The following is a 15663-nucleotide window of genomic DNA, read 5'->3' as shown; positions in this document are numbered from 1 at the left end:
CCGACCGCCAGCATCGGCCTCGCGGTCAGCGCCCCCGGCGCCGGCCTGTCACGCCTGATGCGCGACGCCGATCAGGCGCTCTACGAAGCCAAGCGCGCGGGCCGCGACCGCGTTCGCGCCTTCACCCCGGCCCCCGTGCCCGCATCCCGCGCCGCCAACGGCGCCTGACGCCGCGCCGCCCCCGTCCCCGTCCCCCGTCGCACTCCCAGGCCCCGTCCCAAGCCGCGCTTTCGCGATCGACGATTTTTGTGCATTGCACACTAATCTGGCATATACTAATATAGCTTAGTATATAGTCGTCAAAGGATCACGCCATGCGTCTGTTCGTCTCCCTCGCCCTGCTCGCCGCTGCGGCCACCCCCGCGCTCGCGATCGAAACCGCCCCCGCCGAAGCCGCCGCCACGCTCGATCGCGCGCCCAGGGAAGGCGAAGTGCTGCGCGACAGCGGCGCCCGCATCGTCGGTCAGGTCTACAAGGTCCAGCCGTCGGGCAATATCCTCGCGATCGTCAACCGCCAGACCGTGCGCATCCCGGCGAGCACGCTCAGCATCGTCGACGGCAAGCTCGTCACCACGCTGACCAAGAGCGAAGCGCTCCGGCAGAAATAACCGCGCTAGGCGTCGCCCCCGCCCGCCGCGCAGGTCGCGCTCGCGGGGTCGATGTCGCCGCCCAGGTTCGCCGCGATGCGTTCGAGCATCGCGAGCAGCGTCGCATGTTCCTCGGCGCTGAAGCCCGCCAGCGCGACCGCCTCCTCCTCGATCCCCAGCCGCGTCAGCGCACCGGTCACCGGCCCGATCGCGTCGGTCAGGTGGATGCGGTACGCGCGCCGGTCGGCGGGGTCGGCGCGGCGTTCGAGCCAGCCCGCCTCGACCAGCTTGTCGATCGAGCGCCCCACCGTCACCTCGCCGACCTCGAGCAGCGCCGCGATCTCGCGCTGGGTCGCGCCGGGAAAGCGCCGCACGCTGGCGATCGTCCGCCACTGCGCGCTGGTCAGCCCGACTCCCGCCGCGCGCCGGTCGAAGCGCAGCCGCAGCACGCGCGAGAGCTTCATGATCCGGATGCCCAGCGTCCTGTCGTCGATGATGTCGTCGCTGCCGGTCACACGCACTCCTCCCCGCCGGCCCCTGTTGCCGACAAGCCGCGCGCGGGGCAAGGGAAAGCGCGCCGACGGCCATGGCGGCTTATCGGCTTCGCATCACGGGCGCGAAGGGGACCCCGCCAGACGCGGGCGCAAGCACCGCCGCGCCTCAAGCCGCACCCGGCGGCGGCAGGCGCTTGCGCTCCGCCCCGGCCTCCCATTCGGCCTCCATCGCGTCCATCTCGGCCTCGGTCAGCGGCATCTTCTGCCCGCACGCCGCGCAGCAAGGATGCTCGGGTCCGCGCGCCGCGCGCATCTTTTTGACCATCCGGATCTTGTGGATGAGGACGGCGTCGGTCTCCTCCTGCGTCGCGATATGGCGCTGCTGCTTTACCCCGCGCTCGAACCTGATCCCGCTTTCATATTCGGCGCGGTCGATAAAGCGGTGGCGCACCGCCTCGGGCAGGACGAACGCCTCGGCCTCGGCGGGGCTCAGCGCCCGCCCCAGCGCGCCCGACAGGTCGCCGCGCCGGATCAGCAGCCGCAGCAGATTGTCCGACGGCGCGATCCGCCGCTCATACTCTTTGCCGCCGCGAAAGATCACCGTCTCGCGCCCCACGACCGCGCGCTGATACGCCACCGCCTCCAGCCCGCGCAGCGCGTTCGCCAAGGCTTCGACGCACGCCGCATCGAAGGGCGGGAACAGCCGCCGCGAGCGATTGACCGATGTCGTGCTGACCCCGGCGATCCGCGCCGCATCGGCCACGCACCCCGTCTGCGCGAGCGTCGCCAAAAACACCCGCGTCCGCGCCACCGTCCACCCGTCTTCGCGGATACGCAGGCCAGGCATGAAGGGATTGGCGTCCGTCGCCCCAGCGCCGGCGTTCGCCCTGCTCCCCTCCCGCAAGCGGGAGGGGGTGGTCGGAGACCCGTGGCTCCGACCACGAGACTTACGAGCTTGCTCGTTAGTCGCAGCGGGGTGGGCATGTCCCCCACCACTGCCCGAAACCACAACCGATTTCCCCTGCGAAACCCGCGCCACCTTACGCCCCATAGCTCCATCTCCCGAATCACCTGGAATGAATCGGAATCATTTTGAACCTATTTGGATAATTTAGGAAAGCGGAAAAAGCGGACCTTTCAAAACCGTCGTCGCGCCGGTCTCGCCGCTTGCCTCAACACCAGCCGGCAAGGACCCGCTCGGTCATCGCGCTGCAATCGGCCCCGGCAAAGGGAAAGCTGCCGGTGAGCGCCGACCGGAGTTCGGGTGCCAGCAATTGCTGCAACCGCCGCCGGGCGCGCAGGCAGCGCGTCTTGACCGTCGTCGGCGCGATGTCGAGCAGGGCCGCCGTTTCCTCGACCGACATCGCTTCGATTTCGCGCAGCACGAATGCCGTGCGAAACTCGATGGGAAGCTGCGCGATGGCCGCCTCCAGCGTCTCGCGGATCTGGCCCCGGGCCAGTTCCGCGTCGGGCTTTCCCCCTTGCATCGATCCGCGCATCAAATGATCCCGATATGCGTTGAGGTCGACGACCGACGTCGCGTCGAGCCGTTTCCGCCGGCGCGCCGTCGCCCGGGCGCGGCCCAGCGCCTCGTTGATCGCGATCCGCGTCAGCCAGGTCGACAGCGAAGAACGCCCGGCAAAGCTGTCGATCGCTTCAAAGCCGCGCATATAGGTGCTCTGCACGACATCCTCGGCTTCCTCCCGTTCCTTGAGGACGCTCCAGGCGACGCGAAACAGCCGCTGGTTGTTGCGTTCGGTCACGATCCGCACCGCCTCGCGGTCGCGAACGGCGATCCGCGCCGCAAGTTCGAGGTCGGAAAGCCCCGAAGCGTCGCGCCATGTCTGCGCCGTCATCCCTCGCCTCCCCATTCGCTGCCACGGCGCGGCAGCGAACCGAGCAATTCGCGGCGCAGCCCTTCCTTGTCGCCGAACTCGCCCAACCAGCATTGGGTGACGAGCGACACGCCATGCTGCCGCACGCCGCGCGTCGACATGCAACCATGCGCCGCCTCGATGATCACCGCGACGCCGCGAGGCTGCAATGCGTCGTCGAGTGCATGGGCGATCTGGCGCGTCAGGCGCTCCTGCAATTGCAGCCGGCGGGCATAGGCATCGACCAGCCGCGACAGTTTCGAGATGCCGACCACGCGATCGCGGGGGCGGTACCCAACATGCGCCACCCCGGTGATCGGCGCAAGATGATGCTCGCAGGTGGAAACGAGCGGGATCGAACGGAGCAGGATGGTTTCGTCATAGCCCTCGGCCTCGCCAAAGGTCCGGCTGAGCAGGGAACCGGGGTCCATCGCATAGCCGGCGAACCATTCGCGATAGGCGCGCGCCACCCGTGCCGGCGTCTCCAACACCCCTTCCCGCGCGGGATCATCACCCGTCGCCGCGATCAGGGTGCGAACCGCCGCCTCGATCTCGGCTCTCCCGGGGCGCACCCGCGCCTGCGCCGAACTCTCGCCGGTTTCAATTGCCGCCGGCTCGGGGGCGGCGTCGTACATGTCCATTCGCATCTCCGGATTGTGATGCCCATTGGATGCCGCACGGCGCTTCAGGTTCCCGGGAACCTTTATCCGGCCGCGCCATCCAATGGCCGCATTCGAAAAAGGAGATCGATGATGCGAAAGACATTCCTCTGGCTCGGCGCCGCGGCGGCGCTGACCATCAGCGGCCCGGCGCTGTCGCACGACTCGGCCAGGCCGAACGACGCCCAGATCGCGCATATCGCCTATACGGCGGGACAGATCGACATCGACGCGGGCAAACAGGCGCTCGCAAAGTCGCACGACCCCGCGGTGCGCGCCTTCGCCGAAGAAATGGTGCGCGATCATGCTGCGGTGAACGACAAGGCGCTTGCGCTCGTCGGCAAGCTCGGCGTCAAGCCGGAAGCCAACCCCACCAGCACCGCGCTCTCGGCACAGGCGGCGCAGAAGCACGCCGAACTCGCCAGGCTCGAAGGCGCCGCCTTCGATCGCGCCTATGTCGCAAACGAGGTCGCCTATCACGCCACGGTCAACGGCGCGCTGCGCGACCTGCTGATCCCGTCGGCGACGAACGGCGAACTCAAATCGCTGCTCGAAACCGGGCTGACGCTGTTCGGCGAGCATCAGGCGCATGCCGAACATCTGGCCGCGGGCCTCCAGTGACACGCGCGCTGCTTTGCGCCTTCGCGATGGTTGCCGCGCCGCTGCTCGGCGGCGCGGCTCCCGCCCCGAAAGTCCACACCATCGTCGTCGACAAGATGAAATTCGGAGCCGTACCGCCGGGCGCGCGCGTCGGCGACACGATCCTGTGGGTCAACCGGGACATGTTCCGCCACACCGCGACGGCCCGCGACGGCAGCTTCAACGTCGACCTGCCGGCGGGAAAAAGCGGACGCGTGGTGCTCAAGCGCGCCGGGGCGATCGCCTATTACTGCGTCTATCACCCGGGGATGACCGGGGTGCTGACGGTCCGGCGATAAGACCGGTCCATTTGAGGAAATCGACGCGCCACAACAACAGGCTATTATGACCATGAGAATATTTGCAGCATTGCTCGCCATCACGTCCTTCGCTCTGCCGCTCCACGCGCAGACCGCCGATCCCGCCCTGCACATGACCGGCGCCGGTCCGGTGTCGACCGGCGGCTTCGTTGGCGCGCGGCTTCGCCTTTCGCTGGGGGGAAACAGCGCCGAAGACCCGACGATCCGCGCCGGCCTGACGGTCGCGCCGATGCTGCTCGGCAGCGGCGCCGATCTCCGGAGCCCCGCCTGGCGCATCGGCGACGGATTGGAATTCGGTTTCCGCGACGACGACCCGACGCCGCAATTATCGCTCGCGGGCCTGCGCCTGACCCCGTCGCGCTACGCCCCCTACGGAAGGACGCCGACACGAAGCCGCAACAATCTGTCAGACGGCGGAACCGTCGCCCTCGCTCTGGTTGGCCTTGTCGCCGCGGCCGGTGTGGGGCTGCTCGTCGCGATCGATGGTGCGGGGGATCCGGATTCGTGCACGCCCGGCGAATGCAACAATAATTAGGCATCGCCCGAAATCGATATCCATGCGCGCTCCGCCCTTGCAGCGCGGAGCGTGCTTTGGCTGCGGATTTCAGGGGATCAAATGGAATGGGCTCCACGGGGAATCACGGTGGGAATTACGGCGACAGGTGCAACGATCCCAAATCGGCAGTCTCAACCGGCGATTTCGACCCTCACCCCGATCGCATCGTTCACCTCCACGCGCTGATCGAACGTCACAAACGCCTCGACGCCCTTCGCCGCGACCAAATGGAGATGGTCGGCGAAATCGCCGCCTTTGCCATAAGCCGCCACCGCCGCGCGCACCAACCTCCCCCACCCCCTTGCAATTCCCCACCCCCGGCGTAAGGCGTCCCCAACAAAAACCGCGCGCGCGACTCCCGTTTGCCCCGCTCTCCCGATCGGGCTTCGGTCGTCATTTCCCCGCCGCGCACAACAGGGGACTGCTGCACCATGACGACCACCGGCAACGACACGCTTGGAACCCGCTCGACGCTCGACGTCGGCGGCAAGAAATACGCCTACTATTCGCTCGACAAGGCCGCGGCGAAGCTCGGCGACGTGTCGCGCCTGCCCTTCTCGATGAAGGTGCTGCTCGAAAACCTGCTGCGTTTCGAGGATGGCGGCTTCACCGTGTCGACCGATGATGTGAAGGCGCTGGTCGACTGGCAGAAGGACCCGCATTCGAACCAGGAAATCCAGTATCGCCCGGCGCGCGTGCTGCTGCAGGATTTCACGGGCGTTCCCTGCGTCGTCGACCTCGCCGCGATGCGCGATGCGATCGCCAAGCTCGGCGGCGACACGACCAAGATCAACCCGCTCGTCCCCGTCCACCTCGTCATCGACCACTCGGTCATGGTCGACGAATTTGGCCACCCCAAGGCGTTCGAGCAGAATGTCGAGATCGAATATTATCGCAACGGCGAGCGGTACGACTTCCTGAAATGGGGGTCGAAGTCGCTGTCGAACTTCAAGGCGGTTCCCCCGGGCACCGGCATCTGCCACCAGGTCAATCTGGAGCATATCGCGCAGGCGGTGTGGTCGAGCGACGACGCGTCGGGTGAAACCGTCGCTTACCCCGACACCTGCGTCGGCACCGACAGCCACACGACGATGATCAACGGCCTCGGCGTGCTCGGCTGGGGCGTCGGCGGGATCGAGGCCGAAGCGGCCATGCTCGGCCAGCCCGTGTCGATGCTCATCCCCGAAGTCGTCGGCTTCAAGTTCACCGGCGCGCTGAAGGAAGGCGTCACCGCGACCGACCTCGTGCTCACCGCGACGCAGATGCTGCGCGCCAAAGGCGTCGTCGGCCGCTTCGTCGAATATTTCGGCCCCGGCCTCGCCTCGCTGTCGCTCGCCGACCGCGCGACGCTCGCCAATATGGCGCCCGAATATGGCGCGACCTGCGGCTTCTTCGGCGTCGACGACAAGACGCTCGATTATATGCGCCTGACCGGCCGCAGCGAAGAGAATATCGCGCTGGTCGAGGCCTATGCCAAGGCGCAGGGGCTGTGGATCGTCGAGGGCGCCGCCGACCCGGTGTTCACCGAAACGCTCGAACTCGACCTCGCCACCGTCGTGCCGTCGCTCGCGGGGCCCAAGCGCCCGCAAGACCGCGTTTCGCTCCCCGAGGTCGACGATGTGTTCAACGCCGACATGGTCAACACCTATAAAAAGGCGCAGACGCGCGTGCCGGTCGAGGGCAAGGATTTCGACATCGGCGACGGCGACGTCACCATCGCCGCAATCACCAGCTGCACCAACACCTCGAACCCCGGCGTGCTGATCGCCGCCGGCCTCGTCGCGAAAAAGGCCGACGCCTTCGGCCTCAAGCCCAAGCCGTGGGTCAAGACCTCGCTCGCTCCGGGGTCGCAAGTCGTCACCGACTATCTGGAAAAGGCCGGGCTGCAATCGCATCTCGACAATATCGGCTTCAACCTCGTCGGTTATGGCTGCACCACCTGCATCGGCAATTCGGGTCCGCTCGCCGAGCCGATCTCGAAGGCGATCAACGAGAACGGCCTGGTCGCCGCGGCGGTCATCTCGGGCAACCGCAACTTCGAAGGCCGCGTGTCGCCCGACGTGCGCGCCAACTTCCTCGCCTCGCCGCCGCTCGTCGTCGCCTATGCGCTCAAGGGCACGGTGATCGAGGATTTCACGACCACGCCGATCGGGCAGGACCAGTCGGGCAACGACGTGTTCCTCAAGGACATCTGGCCGACCAACCAGGAAGTCGCCGACACGATGGCGGGCGCGGTCGACCGCGACATGTTCGTTGCGCGCTATGCCCATGTCTACAAGGGCGACGAGCATTGGCAGAAGATCGAGGTCGAGGGTTCGGATACGTACCAGTGGCGCGCCGGATCGACCTATGTGGCGAACCCGCCGTACTTCGAGGGCATGTCGATGACCCCGGCGCCGGTGTCGGATATCGTCGGCGCGAAGCCGCTCGCGATCCTCGGCGACAGCATCACGACCGACCACATCAGCCCCGCCGGCAGCATCAAGGCGGACTCGCCGGCCGGAAAATGGCTTATGGAACATCAGGTTAGCAAGGCCGACTTCAACAGCTACGGCGCCCGCCGCGGCCACCACGACGTGATGATGCGCGGCACCTTCGCCAACATCCGCATCAAAAATGAAATGGTCCCCGGCATCGAAGGCGGCATGTCGCGCTACGGCGCCGAGGTCATGCCGATCTACGACGCCGCGATGCGCCACAAGGCCGACGGCACCCCGCTCGTTGTCATCGCGGGCAAGGAATATGGCACCGGCTCGTCGCGCGACTGGGCGGCGAAGGGCACCAACCTGCTCGGCGTCCGCGCGGTGATCGTCGAAAGCTTCGAGCGCATCCACCGCTCGAACCTCGTCGGCATGGGCGTGCTGCCGCTGCAATTCCTCGAAGGGCAGAGCCGCGAGACGCTGGGCCTGACCGGCGACGACATTTTCACCATCACCGGCGTTGCAGACCTCAAGCCGCGCCAGACCGTCACGGTGACTGTCACCCGCCCCGACGGCTCGACCTTCGCCTTCGACACGCTCTGCCGCATCGATACCGCGAACGAGGTCGAATATTATATGAACGGCGGCATCCTGCACTATGTGCTGCGCAAGCTGGCCGCTTAAGGACTAGGCGGGGACGATGGGCGTCTTGATCCCCTTCGTCCTCGGCCTGCTGCTCGGGGTCGCGCTCACCTTGTTCCTGATCCGCAAGGGCCAGGGCGACCGGCGCGACCTCACCGCCCCACCGCCACGCGCAGCGCCGCGCACGCCCGAAATGCGACCAATGGTCCGTGTCGGCGACGAGCGGATCGGCGACGAGGACATCCTCGACCTCATCCGCCAGAACCGCAAGATCGAGGCGATCAAACTGATGCGCGAAAAGACCGGGCTCGGCCTCGCCGAAGCCAAGGATGCGGTCGAAGCACTCGAACGGGACATGCGCTGACCATCGTCCCCCGCTATCGGTGGACCGCAGGACCGCCACAAAGGGGCAGGATATGAGCATGTTCAATATCGGCATCGAAGCCATCGGCTGGGCAGCGGCCGCGCTCATCCTCGCCGCCTATATCCTGCTGTCGCTCGGCCGGCTCGAACCGCGCGGCTATGCCTATCAGTGGATGAACGTGATCGGCGCGGGGGGCTTCGTCATCAACTCGGGCTATAATGGCGCGCTGCCCTCGGCGGTGCTCAACGTCATCTGGGCAGCGATGGGGCTGTTCACTTTGTGGAGCGTCTGGCGCGCCCGCGCTGCGGCGCGATCGGCGACGCCCTAGGGCTTCGCCACCTCGGCATCCCAGGCCGCGACCTTGGCGCGCGTATCGGCGAGCATTTTGTCGAGCGCCGCGCGATCATGGACGATCCCGCGCATCACCACCGCATCGATCGCGCGCGTCGCCGCGATATCTTCCAGCGGATTACGATCCAGGAGCACCAGATCCGCTGCCATGCCCGGCTTGATCGCGCCATAACGGTCGAGCCAGCCGAACCATGCGGGTCCCGCACGCGTTGCCGAGGCGAGCGCCTGCGCCGGAGTGAGCCCCTTTTCGACGAACAGCGCGAGTTCGTCGTGCAACCCGAAACCCGGATAGTTGAAGCTGTTGAGGAAACCCGCGTCAGTCCCCGCGATGATCGGCACCCCCGCTTCGGCGAGCATCGGCAGGATCGCGCCGATATCCTCGATCTGCTTGTGCCGCGCCGCAATCGCGGCGGCATCGGCCTTCGCCGCGCGCTCGACGCGCCACTCATAGGTTTTGCGCAGCTTCGGCCCGATATAGGCCAGCCCGGCATCCTTGCTGTGATCGTCGCGGTCGAGATAGGCGATGATCCGGCTGCCGTTGAGCGTCGGGGTAACCGAGACACCCTGGCTCGCAAAGCGGCGATAGGCGGCCATCGCAGTGTCGCGGTCGAAGCCGGCGTCGAGGCGACGGTTCGCTTCTGCGCGGTCGATCCGGCCCGCAGCGAAATCGGCCGCGATTGCCGCCTCGTCCTTCGCTCCGGCGTTATAGGCATAGTCGAGATGCTCGATCGAACTGATCCCCGCATCGACCGCCTGCCCCGTCGTCAGCGCCATCGGGATATGACCCGAGGTCCGCATGCCCAGCGCCTTCGCCTGTTTCAGCGCGTAGAGAAAGAGTTCGGGTTTCAACGTGCTGTCGGTGATCTTGACGAAATCGACATGATCGCGGTTCTTCAACCGGTCGAGCGCCGCATCAACATCGGCTTCACTCCCGACCTCGATCGTGCCCTTCCACAAGGGCGCGATCCCCTCGATCTTCTCGCCCGAGGTGAGCAGGCGCGGGCCGAACAGCGTGCCACCCGCGATCGCGCTCCGCCAGGCAAGCACCTGGTCGGCGAGGTCGCCCGAGCAGTCGCGGATCGTGGTAATGCCGTTCGCGACATAGAGCGGGAAGAGCGCTTCATTTTCGGCAATCAGGTCAGGGCCACCGCCGAAATGGACATGCATGTCCCACAGGCCCGGGATCAGATATTTGCCTTCGCCCGCGATCGACTGCTTCGCCCGCCAGCCGCGCGCGATGGCGCCATCCGGCCCAACCGCAACGATATCGCCGCCGCGCAGCACCACGGCCTGGTCGATGACGGTCTTCGCCGCCTCGACATCGATCAGCGTGACGTGGCGGATGACGACGTCGCCCTGCTTCGGCGCAGCGAGCACGGGGGTCGCGATAGCAAGCAGGGCGGTGGCAATGACGGAAAGCAGACGTTTCATCGGGAATCCCTCGTGACAGGCGAATCCCTTTAGCGCCGCCGTGACAATCGCAACAAGGCCGGAGAAGTGGTGGGCGCTGACGGGCTCGAACCGCCGACCCTCTCGGTGTAAACGAGATGCTCTACCAACTGAGCTAAGCGCCCCCTTTCGGAAGAAGCGCGCCCCTGCCACAGCTTCGCGGCCGGGGCAAGCTCGGGCCTCATTCCTCGAGCGCCTCGAAATAGCGCGCCAGCGCATCGAACGCCGCTTCGGCGAGGCCGATGAAGATGCGGCGGCCATCGTGCGGATCGGCTTCGCGGAGGAAAAGCCCCGCATCGGTCATCGTCTTGATCCAGCGTAGCGCGGTCGTCGCCGGCACGGCGGCGGCGATGCAGAGGCTTGATACCGAGACTGGCTGACGTTCCAGCCTTGCGGCATAGAGGTCGAGCAGCATGTCCCACGCCGGATCGGCAAACAGGTCGGCGGGGAAATATTGCTCGCGCATCCGGCGCTGGCGCAGCATCCGGCGTACCGCCTTTGCGCGCTGGCGATGCACCGTGCGTTCCTCGGGTTCGAAGCTGCGCGGTCCGGCGGCATAGTCGCGTACCGGCGAACGAACCTGACCCCCGGGGTCGCCAACATCCCCGCCCTGCGGCGCGAAAGCCGGCGGGGTGCCGGCGAGACCGCGCTGGCCCGACAGATCGCCGAGCAGCCGCGCGATGCGCGCGACCTCGTCCTGCAACCGGTCGATCCGCTCCATCGCCTCGTCACGCGCCACATCGTGGACCGCCGCGCCTTGCGAACGCGACGCCGCCGCCAGCGCGACCAGCCGATCGGCGGCGTCGGCATCGACCAGCCATTCGGTGCGGATCGACGCCGGAACCATCGCGGCGACCCGATCGAGCGTGCCGAGCGATGTTTCGCACACCAGGCCGCATTCCATCACGATCGCGGCATCGCAAATTTCGGTCAGCGTTTCGATGTCGATCGTTTCGGCATCCATCAACCAGACGATATCGGGCAAGGCCATGGTGCGCAGATGCGCCGCCACGCGCGCCGGCGGAATATGATCGATCACACGCGCCCGGCCGGTGCGCGTCAGTTCGGCGCCGATCGCCCGCGCCCCCACGAAAAGCACCGCCGCCGGAGCATCGTTCGCGGCCGCCCATCGCGACGGTCCGGCCGACGGTCCATTTTGGTCGAAGCGCGGGGGCGCCAAAGCCGAACCCCGCGCGTTCGGATCGATCACAGGTTCCATCGCGCCGCCCTTTCCTTGCCGTATCTCCACCCTGGCGTCCTTATGTCGTCAATATGGCGACATTCACCTTTTGTTCGTTCCAAAGTGCCGCCGATCCGGACACTGACGAAAAGCAGACAGTGCTGGTCGCGACCAAGCGGGTGGAATTGCCTCCATTTTGGACATGTTTTGTTCTTCTCGTCAATCCCCTATTCGCGCTTGCCAGTTCGGCTTCCTCCTCGCACGGTTCGCAATAAGATGCTGTTCCGCCTCTCCCTCTCCACCCGCCTGCGCTGGCGACGGCGGCTGCGCTCGCTGGCTGCCCTGCTGCTGCTCGCCGCGATGATATTGGCGGTCTGGTTCGCACAGCCGGCGCCGACCGAGGCCGTACCGCTCGTCCATGTCATCGATGGCGACAGCCTGATCGTGACTCAGGACAGCGCCGCGCTCACCGTCCGCCTGATCGGGCTCGATGCGGTCGAGTATCGGCAGGATTGCGCCCGCGCCGACGGCAGCCGCTGGGCTTGCGGTCACGAAGCCCGCACCGCGCTCGCCAAGCTCGCGGGGCGCGGCCCGCTGTTTTGCGCGCTGACGGCGAAGGACAAATATGGCCGCACGCTCGCCGCCTGCCGCACACGGCCCGAGCCCGATGGCGTCGACCTGTCGGCCGAGATGATCCGCCAGGGCTGGGCGGTCGCCACCGACGACGCCCACCTGCCGGAAGAGGGCGAAGCACAACTGGCGCGCCGCGGGATCTGGCGGGGCGATTTCGACCGCCCGGTCGACTGGCGCGCAGCGCACGAACGCGCCGCGACCCTCGTCGGCGCGCCCGCCGCCGACCGCTGACGATGCACGGCTTTCCGCCGCGCGCTTTTGCGGCTAGGGCGGGCGGATGAACGGCCTTTTTCCTGTGATGATCGGCGGCGCCATCGGCGCCGGCGCGCGGCACCTTGTCGGCGGCGCGATACTCGCGCGCCTCGGTCCCGGCTTCCCTTGGGGAACGCTGTCGATCAATATCGTCGGCAGCCTGTTGATGGGCCTGCTGATCGGCTGGCTCACGCGGAGCGGGGGGACCGAGACGGTGCGCCTCTTTATCGGCGTCGGCCTGCTCGGCGGCTTCACGACCTTCTCGGCGTTCAGCCTGGAGTTCTGGACCCTGTTCGAGCGCGGCCAGGCGACACAGGCCTTTTCCTACGTTCTCGTCTCGGTGGTCGGCGCGGTCGCCGCCTGCGGAATCGGCCTGCTCGTTATGCGACAGGTGCCAGCATGAGCGACAAAATAAAAATGGACGGGGCGACGATCGCCGAGGAGGATGACGGCATCCGGCTCGACCGCTGGTTCAAGCGCCACCGGGAAGGCACGCCGCATGCCCTGCTCGCACGCTGGGCGCGCTCGGGGCAGCTGACCCTCGACGGCAGGAAGGCCGATGTGTCGGACCGGATCGCGACCGGGCAGACGCTGGTCATGCCGACGCCGCCGGTCGAGACTGCAGCGCGCCCGGCGCGCAAGGGCCGCGCGCTGACCGACGCCGATATCGAGCTGGCGACGGGGATGATGATCCACCGCGACGCGAGCGCTATCGTGCTGAACAAGGAGCCAGGGCTTGCGACACAAGGCGGGACGAAGACCGAGCAGCATGTCGACGGCCTGCTCGACGCGCTGAAATTTGACGGGCCGGTACGGCCGAAACTCGTCCACCGGCTCGACAAGGACACGTCGGGCGCCCTGCTGATCGCGCGCACGCCCAAGGCGGCCGCCTATTTCGCCAAAAGCTTCTCGAACCGCAGTGCGAAGAAGACCTATTGGGCGATCATCGTCGGGGTCCCCGACATCCAGCAGGGCGAGATCGATCTTCCGCTCGCCAAGCAGCCCGGATCGGGCGGCGAGAAAATGCACGTCCATGACGACGGCCTGCCGTCGAAGACGCGCTACCGTGTCATCGAACGCGCCGGCAACAGCGCCGCGTGGGTCGAGCTGCAGCCGCTGACCGGGCGCACCCACCAACTGCGCGTCCATATGGCGGCGATCGGCCATCCGATCGTCGGCGACGGCAAATATGGCGGCAAAGGCGCCTTCCTGACCGGAGCGATCAGCCGCAAGATGCATTTGCACAGCCGCCGGCTGCGCATCGACCATCCCGACGGCGGCGCGATCGATATCAGCGCCGAGGTTCCCGACCATTTCGCGGCGACGATCGACGCGCTGGGTTTCGACACGCTGCTGGGCGATATCGGCATCGACGCGCAGCAAAAGGGGCCGCCGCCGAAGGCGGCGCTGAAGGCGCAGGCCAAGGCACACAGCAAGCAGATCCGCAAGGCGCGGCGCGGCGAGAGGCGCGGGCGCACCGCCGAGGGCAAGCCCACCGACTTCGTCGGCAAGCCGAAACCCAAGACCAAGGCGAAATCCGGCAAACCCGCAGGGCCCAAGCCCACCGGCAAAAAGCCGACCGCCAGGAAACATCCGGCGCGGCCCGCGAAACCCGGCTGATGCATCCCGATCCCGCCTTTCGGCCCAAGGACGACGACCTCGCCGCGCTGCTGGTACGCGAGATCGGTTTCGCCGCGATCTTTGCGGGCACCCCCGATGGCCCGCGCGCCGCCCATGCGCCGGTGGTGCTCGGCGCCGACAACCGCACGCTGCAATTCCACCTGTCGCGCGGCAACGGCCTGACGAAGCATCTCGACGGCGCGGCGGCGCTCGTGGTGGTGCAGGGTCCCGACGCCTATGTCAGCGCGAACTGGTATGCCGCCGCCGACCAGGTCCCGACCTGGAATTATGTCGCGGTCGAGATGGAGGGAGTGGCCCGCAAGCTCGACCGCGAGGCGCTGGTCGCGCAACTCGATACGCTGTCGGAAACCCATGAAGCGCGGAGCGGCATCGACCCGCCCTGGACCCGCGCCAAGATGAGCCCCGCGATTTTCGGCAAGCTGGCCGATGCGATCACCGGCTTTGAGCTGACGATCACCGCGTGGCGCCCGACGATCAAGCTGTCGCAGAACAAGCCGGCCGACGAGCGCACGCGCGTGATCGACGCGCTCAAGGCGCAGGGCCATGGCGCGCTCGCCCATTTGATGGACCAGCTCGCTGGCCGAGGAGAAAGACGATGACCCCCGCCGACGAGGCGCTCGCCAAAAAACGCTATTTCGCGATCAACCTGATGCGCATTATCGGCGCCTTTTTCGTGATGGCGGGATTCGTCCTGATCGCAGGGGAATGGGCGATCATGGGCCAGCCGACCGACCGCTATATCGGCGTCGCGGTGGTGCTGATGGGCGCCTTCGATTTTGCGGTCTTCCCGATGCTGCTCGCGCGGCGCTGGCGGAGTCCCAGGGAGCTGTGAAGCGGTTCTGGAAAGACACGAGCGTCGTTGAAATCGACGGCGGCTGGGGCATCGCGCTCGACGGGCGTCCGGTACGAACGCCGCAGCGCGCCGCGCTCGCCGTAAAGAACCCCGCACTCGCCCAGGCGATCGCCGCCGAGTGGCAGGCGCAGGGCGAGGCGATCGACCCGGCGGCGATGCCAATGACCGGGCTGACGAACGCGGCGATCGATCTGGCGACGCCCGATCCGGCCGCCTTTGCCGAACCCGTCGCCGCTTATGCCGCCACCGACCTGCTCTGTTATCGCGACGACCGCGACCCGCTGCTGCAGGCCGAGCAGGCGGCCGCGTGGAACCCCCTGCTCGCCTGGGCGGAGACGCGCTTCGGAATCGAGTTCGAGATCACCCAGGGCATCTTGCCGATCGACCAGCCGCCCGCGACGGTCGCCGCGCTGCGCGCGGCGGTGCTGGCGCTCGACCCATGGCGCATGACCGCGCTGACCCCGCTGGTCACGATCGGCGGGTCGCTCGTCGCGGGGCTGGCGCTCATCGAGGGCGCCAACGATGGCGGCGCGCTGTGGCAGGCGGTCAGCCTCGACGAGCTCTATCAAGAACGCCGCTGGGGCGCCGACGATCTGGCGACGGCGGCGCGCGAGAAGAAGCAGGCCGATTGGGACAATGCGGCGCGGTTTTTGAGCCTGATCTAAAGCGCCTGCCCCTCAACCCATTCGTGTCGAGCGAAGTCGAGACACCCCTAAGGCATGCACGACCTATGGGCATCTCGACTTCGC

General features: G+C 67.2%; 21 protein-coding genes and 1 tRNA gene. 14 read left to right on the top strand and 8 right to left on the bottom strand.

The window, feature by feature from the left end; all coding sequences use genetic code 11:
- Nucleotides 1-12: 12 nt before the first annotated feature.
- On the top strand, nucleotides 13-168 hold the full coding sequence (locus ACREB7_RS09690; protein WP_431592065.1) for a hypothetical protein: 156 nt from the start codon (nucleotides 13-15) through the stop codon (nucleotides 166-168).
- 146 nt (nucleotides 169-314) lie between these two features.
- On the top strand, nucleotides 315-608 hold the full coding sequence (locus tag ACREB7_RS09685; protein WP_431592064.1) for a hypothetical protein: 294 nt from the start codon (nucleotides 315-317) through the stop codon (nucleotides 606-608).
- A gap of 5 nt (nucleotides 609-613) precedes the next feature.
- On the opposite strand, the gene ACREB7_RS09680 is transcribed toward ACREB7_RS09685, so the two are convergent.
- The 4 genes from ACREB7_RS09680 to folE all read right to left on the bottom strand — a co-directional run bounded on the left by ACREB7_RS09680 (nucleotide 614) and on the right by folE (nucleotide 3590).
- Complete coding sequence (locus tag ACREB7_RS09680) at nucleotides 614-1102, bottom strand: MarR family winged helix-turn-helix transcriptional regulator (RefSeq protein WP_431592063.1); 489 nt, start codon at nucleotides 1100-1102, stop codon at nucleotides 614-616.
- Nucleotides 1103-1247: 145 nt separating this feature from the next.
- A complete protein-coding gene (locus ACREB7_RS09675) occupies nucleotides 1248-1928 on the bottom strand; it encodes a hypothetical protein (protein ID WP_431592062.1) in 681 nt (226 codons plus the stop codon).
- A 325-nt stretch (nucleotides 1929-2253) separates the two neighbouring features.
- On the bottom strand, nucleotides 2254-2937 hold the full coding sequence (locus ACREB7_RS09670) for an RNA polymerase sigma factor (protein ID WP_431592061.1): 684 nt from the start codon (nucleotides 2935-2937) through the stop codon (nucleotides 2254-2256).
- A complete protein-coding gene (gene folE, locus ACREB7_RS09665) occupies nucleotides 2934-3590 on the bottom strand; it encodes a GTP cyclohydrolase I FolE (protein ID WP_431592060.1) in 657 nt (218 codons plus the stop codon). The genes ACREB7_RS09670 and folE overlap by 4 nt, the downstream gene beginning before the upstream one ends.
- Nucleotides 3591-3707: 117 nt before the next feature.
- Between folE and ACREB7_RS09660 the strand changes: the two genes are divergently transcribed.
- The 3 genes from ACREB7_RS09660 to ACREB7_RS09650 are packed head-to-tail and all read left to right on the top strand — an operon-like array spanning nucleotide 3708 to nucleotide 5108.
- Nucleotides 3708-4235 (top strand): DUF4142 domain-containing protein, encoded by a 528-nt coding sequence (locus tag ACREB7_RS09660; protein WP_431592059.1) that lies wholly within the window; start codon nucleotides 3708-3710, stop codon nucleotides 4233-4235.
- Nucleotides 4232-4552, top strand: coding sequence for a hypothetical protein (locus ACREB7_RS09655; RefSeq protein WP_431592058.1), 321 nt, complete (start codon nucleotides 4232-4234; stop codon nucleotides 4550-4552). Before ACREB7_RS09660 ends, ACREB7_RS09655 begins: the two co-directional genes overlap by 4 nt.
- 46 nt (nucleotides 4553-4598) lie before the next feature.
- Nucleotides 4599-5108, top strand: a complete 510-nt coding sequence (locus tag ACREB7_RS09650) for a hypothetical protein (RefSeq protein ID WP_431592057.1) — start codon at nucleotides 4599-4601, stop codon at nucleotides 5106-5108.
- A 152-nt stretch (nucleotides 5109-5260) separates the two neighbouring features.
- Here the strand turns inward: ACREB7_RS09650 and ACREB7_RS09645 are convergent, their stop codons facing one another.
- Nucleotides 5261-5413, bottom strand: a complete 153-nt coding sequence (locus tag ACREB7_RS09645) for a hypothetical protein (RefSeq protein ID WP_431592056.1) — start codon at nucleotides 5411-5413, stop codon at nucleotides 5261-5263.
- A 147-nt stretch (nucleotides 5414-5560) separates the two neighbouring features.
- Between ACREB7_RS09645 and acnA the strand changes: the two genes are divergently transcribed.
- Genes acnA through ACREB7_RS09630 form a run of 3 tightly spaced genes read left to right on the top strand, consistent with a single transcriptional unit; the run spans nucleotide 5561 to nucleotide 8883 of the window.
- The gene (acnA, locus tag ACREB7_RS09640) at nucleotides 5561-8233 is read left to right on the top strand and encodes an aconitate hydratase AcnA (RefSeq protein WP_431592055.1); all 2673 of its coding nucleotides are present in this window, start codon (nucleotides 5561-5563) and stop codon (nucleotides 8231-8233) included.
- Nucleotides 8234-8249: 16 nt separating this feature from the next.
- Complete coding sequence (locus ACREB7_RS09635) at nucleotides 8250-8555, top strand: ribosomal protein L7/L12 (RefSeq protein WP_431592054.1); 306 nt, start codon at nucleotides 8250-8252, stop codon at nucleotides 8553-8555.
- Nucleotides 8556-8607: 52 nt separating this feature from the next.
- Entirely contained in the window at nucleotides 8608-8883 is a 276-nt protein-coding gene (locus ACREB7_RS09630; protein WP_431592053.1) for a CBU_0592 family membrane protein, read from the top strand.
- On the opposite strand, the gene ACREB7_RS09625 is transcribed toward ACREB7_RS09630, so the two are convergent.
- The 3 genes from ACREB7_RS09625 to ACREB7_RS09615 form a co-directional block, all read right to left on the bottom strand.
- Nucleotides 8880-10337 (bottom strand): amidohydrolase family protein, encoded by a 1458-nt coding sequence (locus tag ACREB7_RS09625; RefSeq protein WP_431592052.1) that lies wholly within the window; start codon nucleotides 10335-10337, stop codon nucleotides 8880-8882. The genes ACREB7_RS09630 and ACREB7_RS09625 overlap by 4 nt on opposite strands.
- Before the next feature lie 67 nt (nucleotides 10338-10404).
- Nucleotides 10405-10480: transfer RNA gene (locus ACREB7_RS09620), tRNA-Val, on the bottom strand.
- A gap of 56 nt (nucleotides 10481-10536) precedes the next feature.
- Nucleotides 10537-11574 carry a MarR family transcriptional regulator gene (locus tag ACREB7_RS09615; protein ID WP_431592051.1) on the bottom strand — a complete coding sequence of 346 codons (1038 nt, stop codon included), beginning with the start codon at nucleotides 11572-11574 and terminating at the stop codon, nucleotides 10537-10539.
- Between the two features lie 237 nt (nucleotides 11575-11811).
- Between ACREB7_RS09615 and ACREB7_RS09610 the strand changes: the two genes are divergently transcribed.
- Genes ACREB7_RS09610 through ACREB7_RS09585 form a run of 6 tightly spaced genes read left to right on the top strand, consistent with a single transcriptional unit; the run spans nucleotide 11812 to nucleotide 15579 of the window.
- Nucleotides 11812-12399: a thermonuclease family protein gene (locus ACREB7_RS09610; protein WP_431592050.1), complete on the top strand. Its 588-nt coding sequence runs from the start codon at nucleotides 11812-11814 to the stop codon at nucleotides 12397-12399.
- A 46-nt stretch (nucleotides 12400-12445) separates the two neighbouring features.
- Nucleotides 12446-12823: a fluoride efflux transporter CrcB gene (gene crcB / locus ACREB7_RS09605; RefSeq protein WP_431592049.1), complete on the top strand. Its 378-nt coding sequence runs from the start codon at nucleotides 12446-12448 to the stop codon at nucleotides 12821-12823.
- Nucleotides 12820-14040 (top strand): RluA family pseudouridine synthase, encoded by a 1221-nt coding sequence (locus ACREB7_RS09600; protein WP_431592048.1) that lies wholly within the window; start codon nucleotides 12820-12822, stop codon nucleotides 14038-14040. The genes crcB and ACREB7_RS09600 overlap by 4 nt, the downstream gene beginning before the upstream one ends.
- Complete coding sequence (locus ACREB7_RS09595) at nucleotides 14040-14660, top strand: FMN-binding negative transcriptional regulator (RefSeq protein ID WP_431592047.1); 621 nt, start codon at nucleotides 14040-14042, stop codon at nucleotides 14658-14660. Before ACREB7_RS09600 ends, ACREB7_RS09595 begins: the two co-directional genes overlap by 1 nt.
- Nucleotides 14657-14893, top strand: coding sequence for a hypothetical protein (locus ACREB7_RS09590; protein ID WP_431592046.1), 237 nt, complete (start codon nucleotides 14657-14659; stop codon nucleotides 14891-14893). The genes ACREB7_RS09595 and ACREB7_RS09590 overlap by 4 nt, the downstream gene beginning before the upstream one ends.
- A complete protein-coding gene (locus ACREB7_RS09585) occupies nucleotides 14890-15579 on the top strand; it encodes an ATP12 family chaperone protein (RefSeq protein ID WP_431592045.1) in 690 nt (229 codons plus the stop codon). The genes ACREB7_RS09590 and ACREB7_RS09585 overlap by 4 nt, the downstream gene beginning before the upstream one ends.
- Nucleotides 15580-15663 lie beyond the last annotated feature (84 nt).

This window comes from Sphingopyxis sp. (assembly GCF_050725615.1).
In the GTDB taxonomy this organism is placed as follows: domain Bacteria; phylum Pseudomonadota; class Alphaproteobacteria; order Sphingomonadales; family Sphingomonadaceae; genus Sphingopyxis.
The sequence above is the reverse complement of the archived record's forward strand: the minus strand, read 5'-3'. Positions and strand labels throughout refer to the sequence as shown.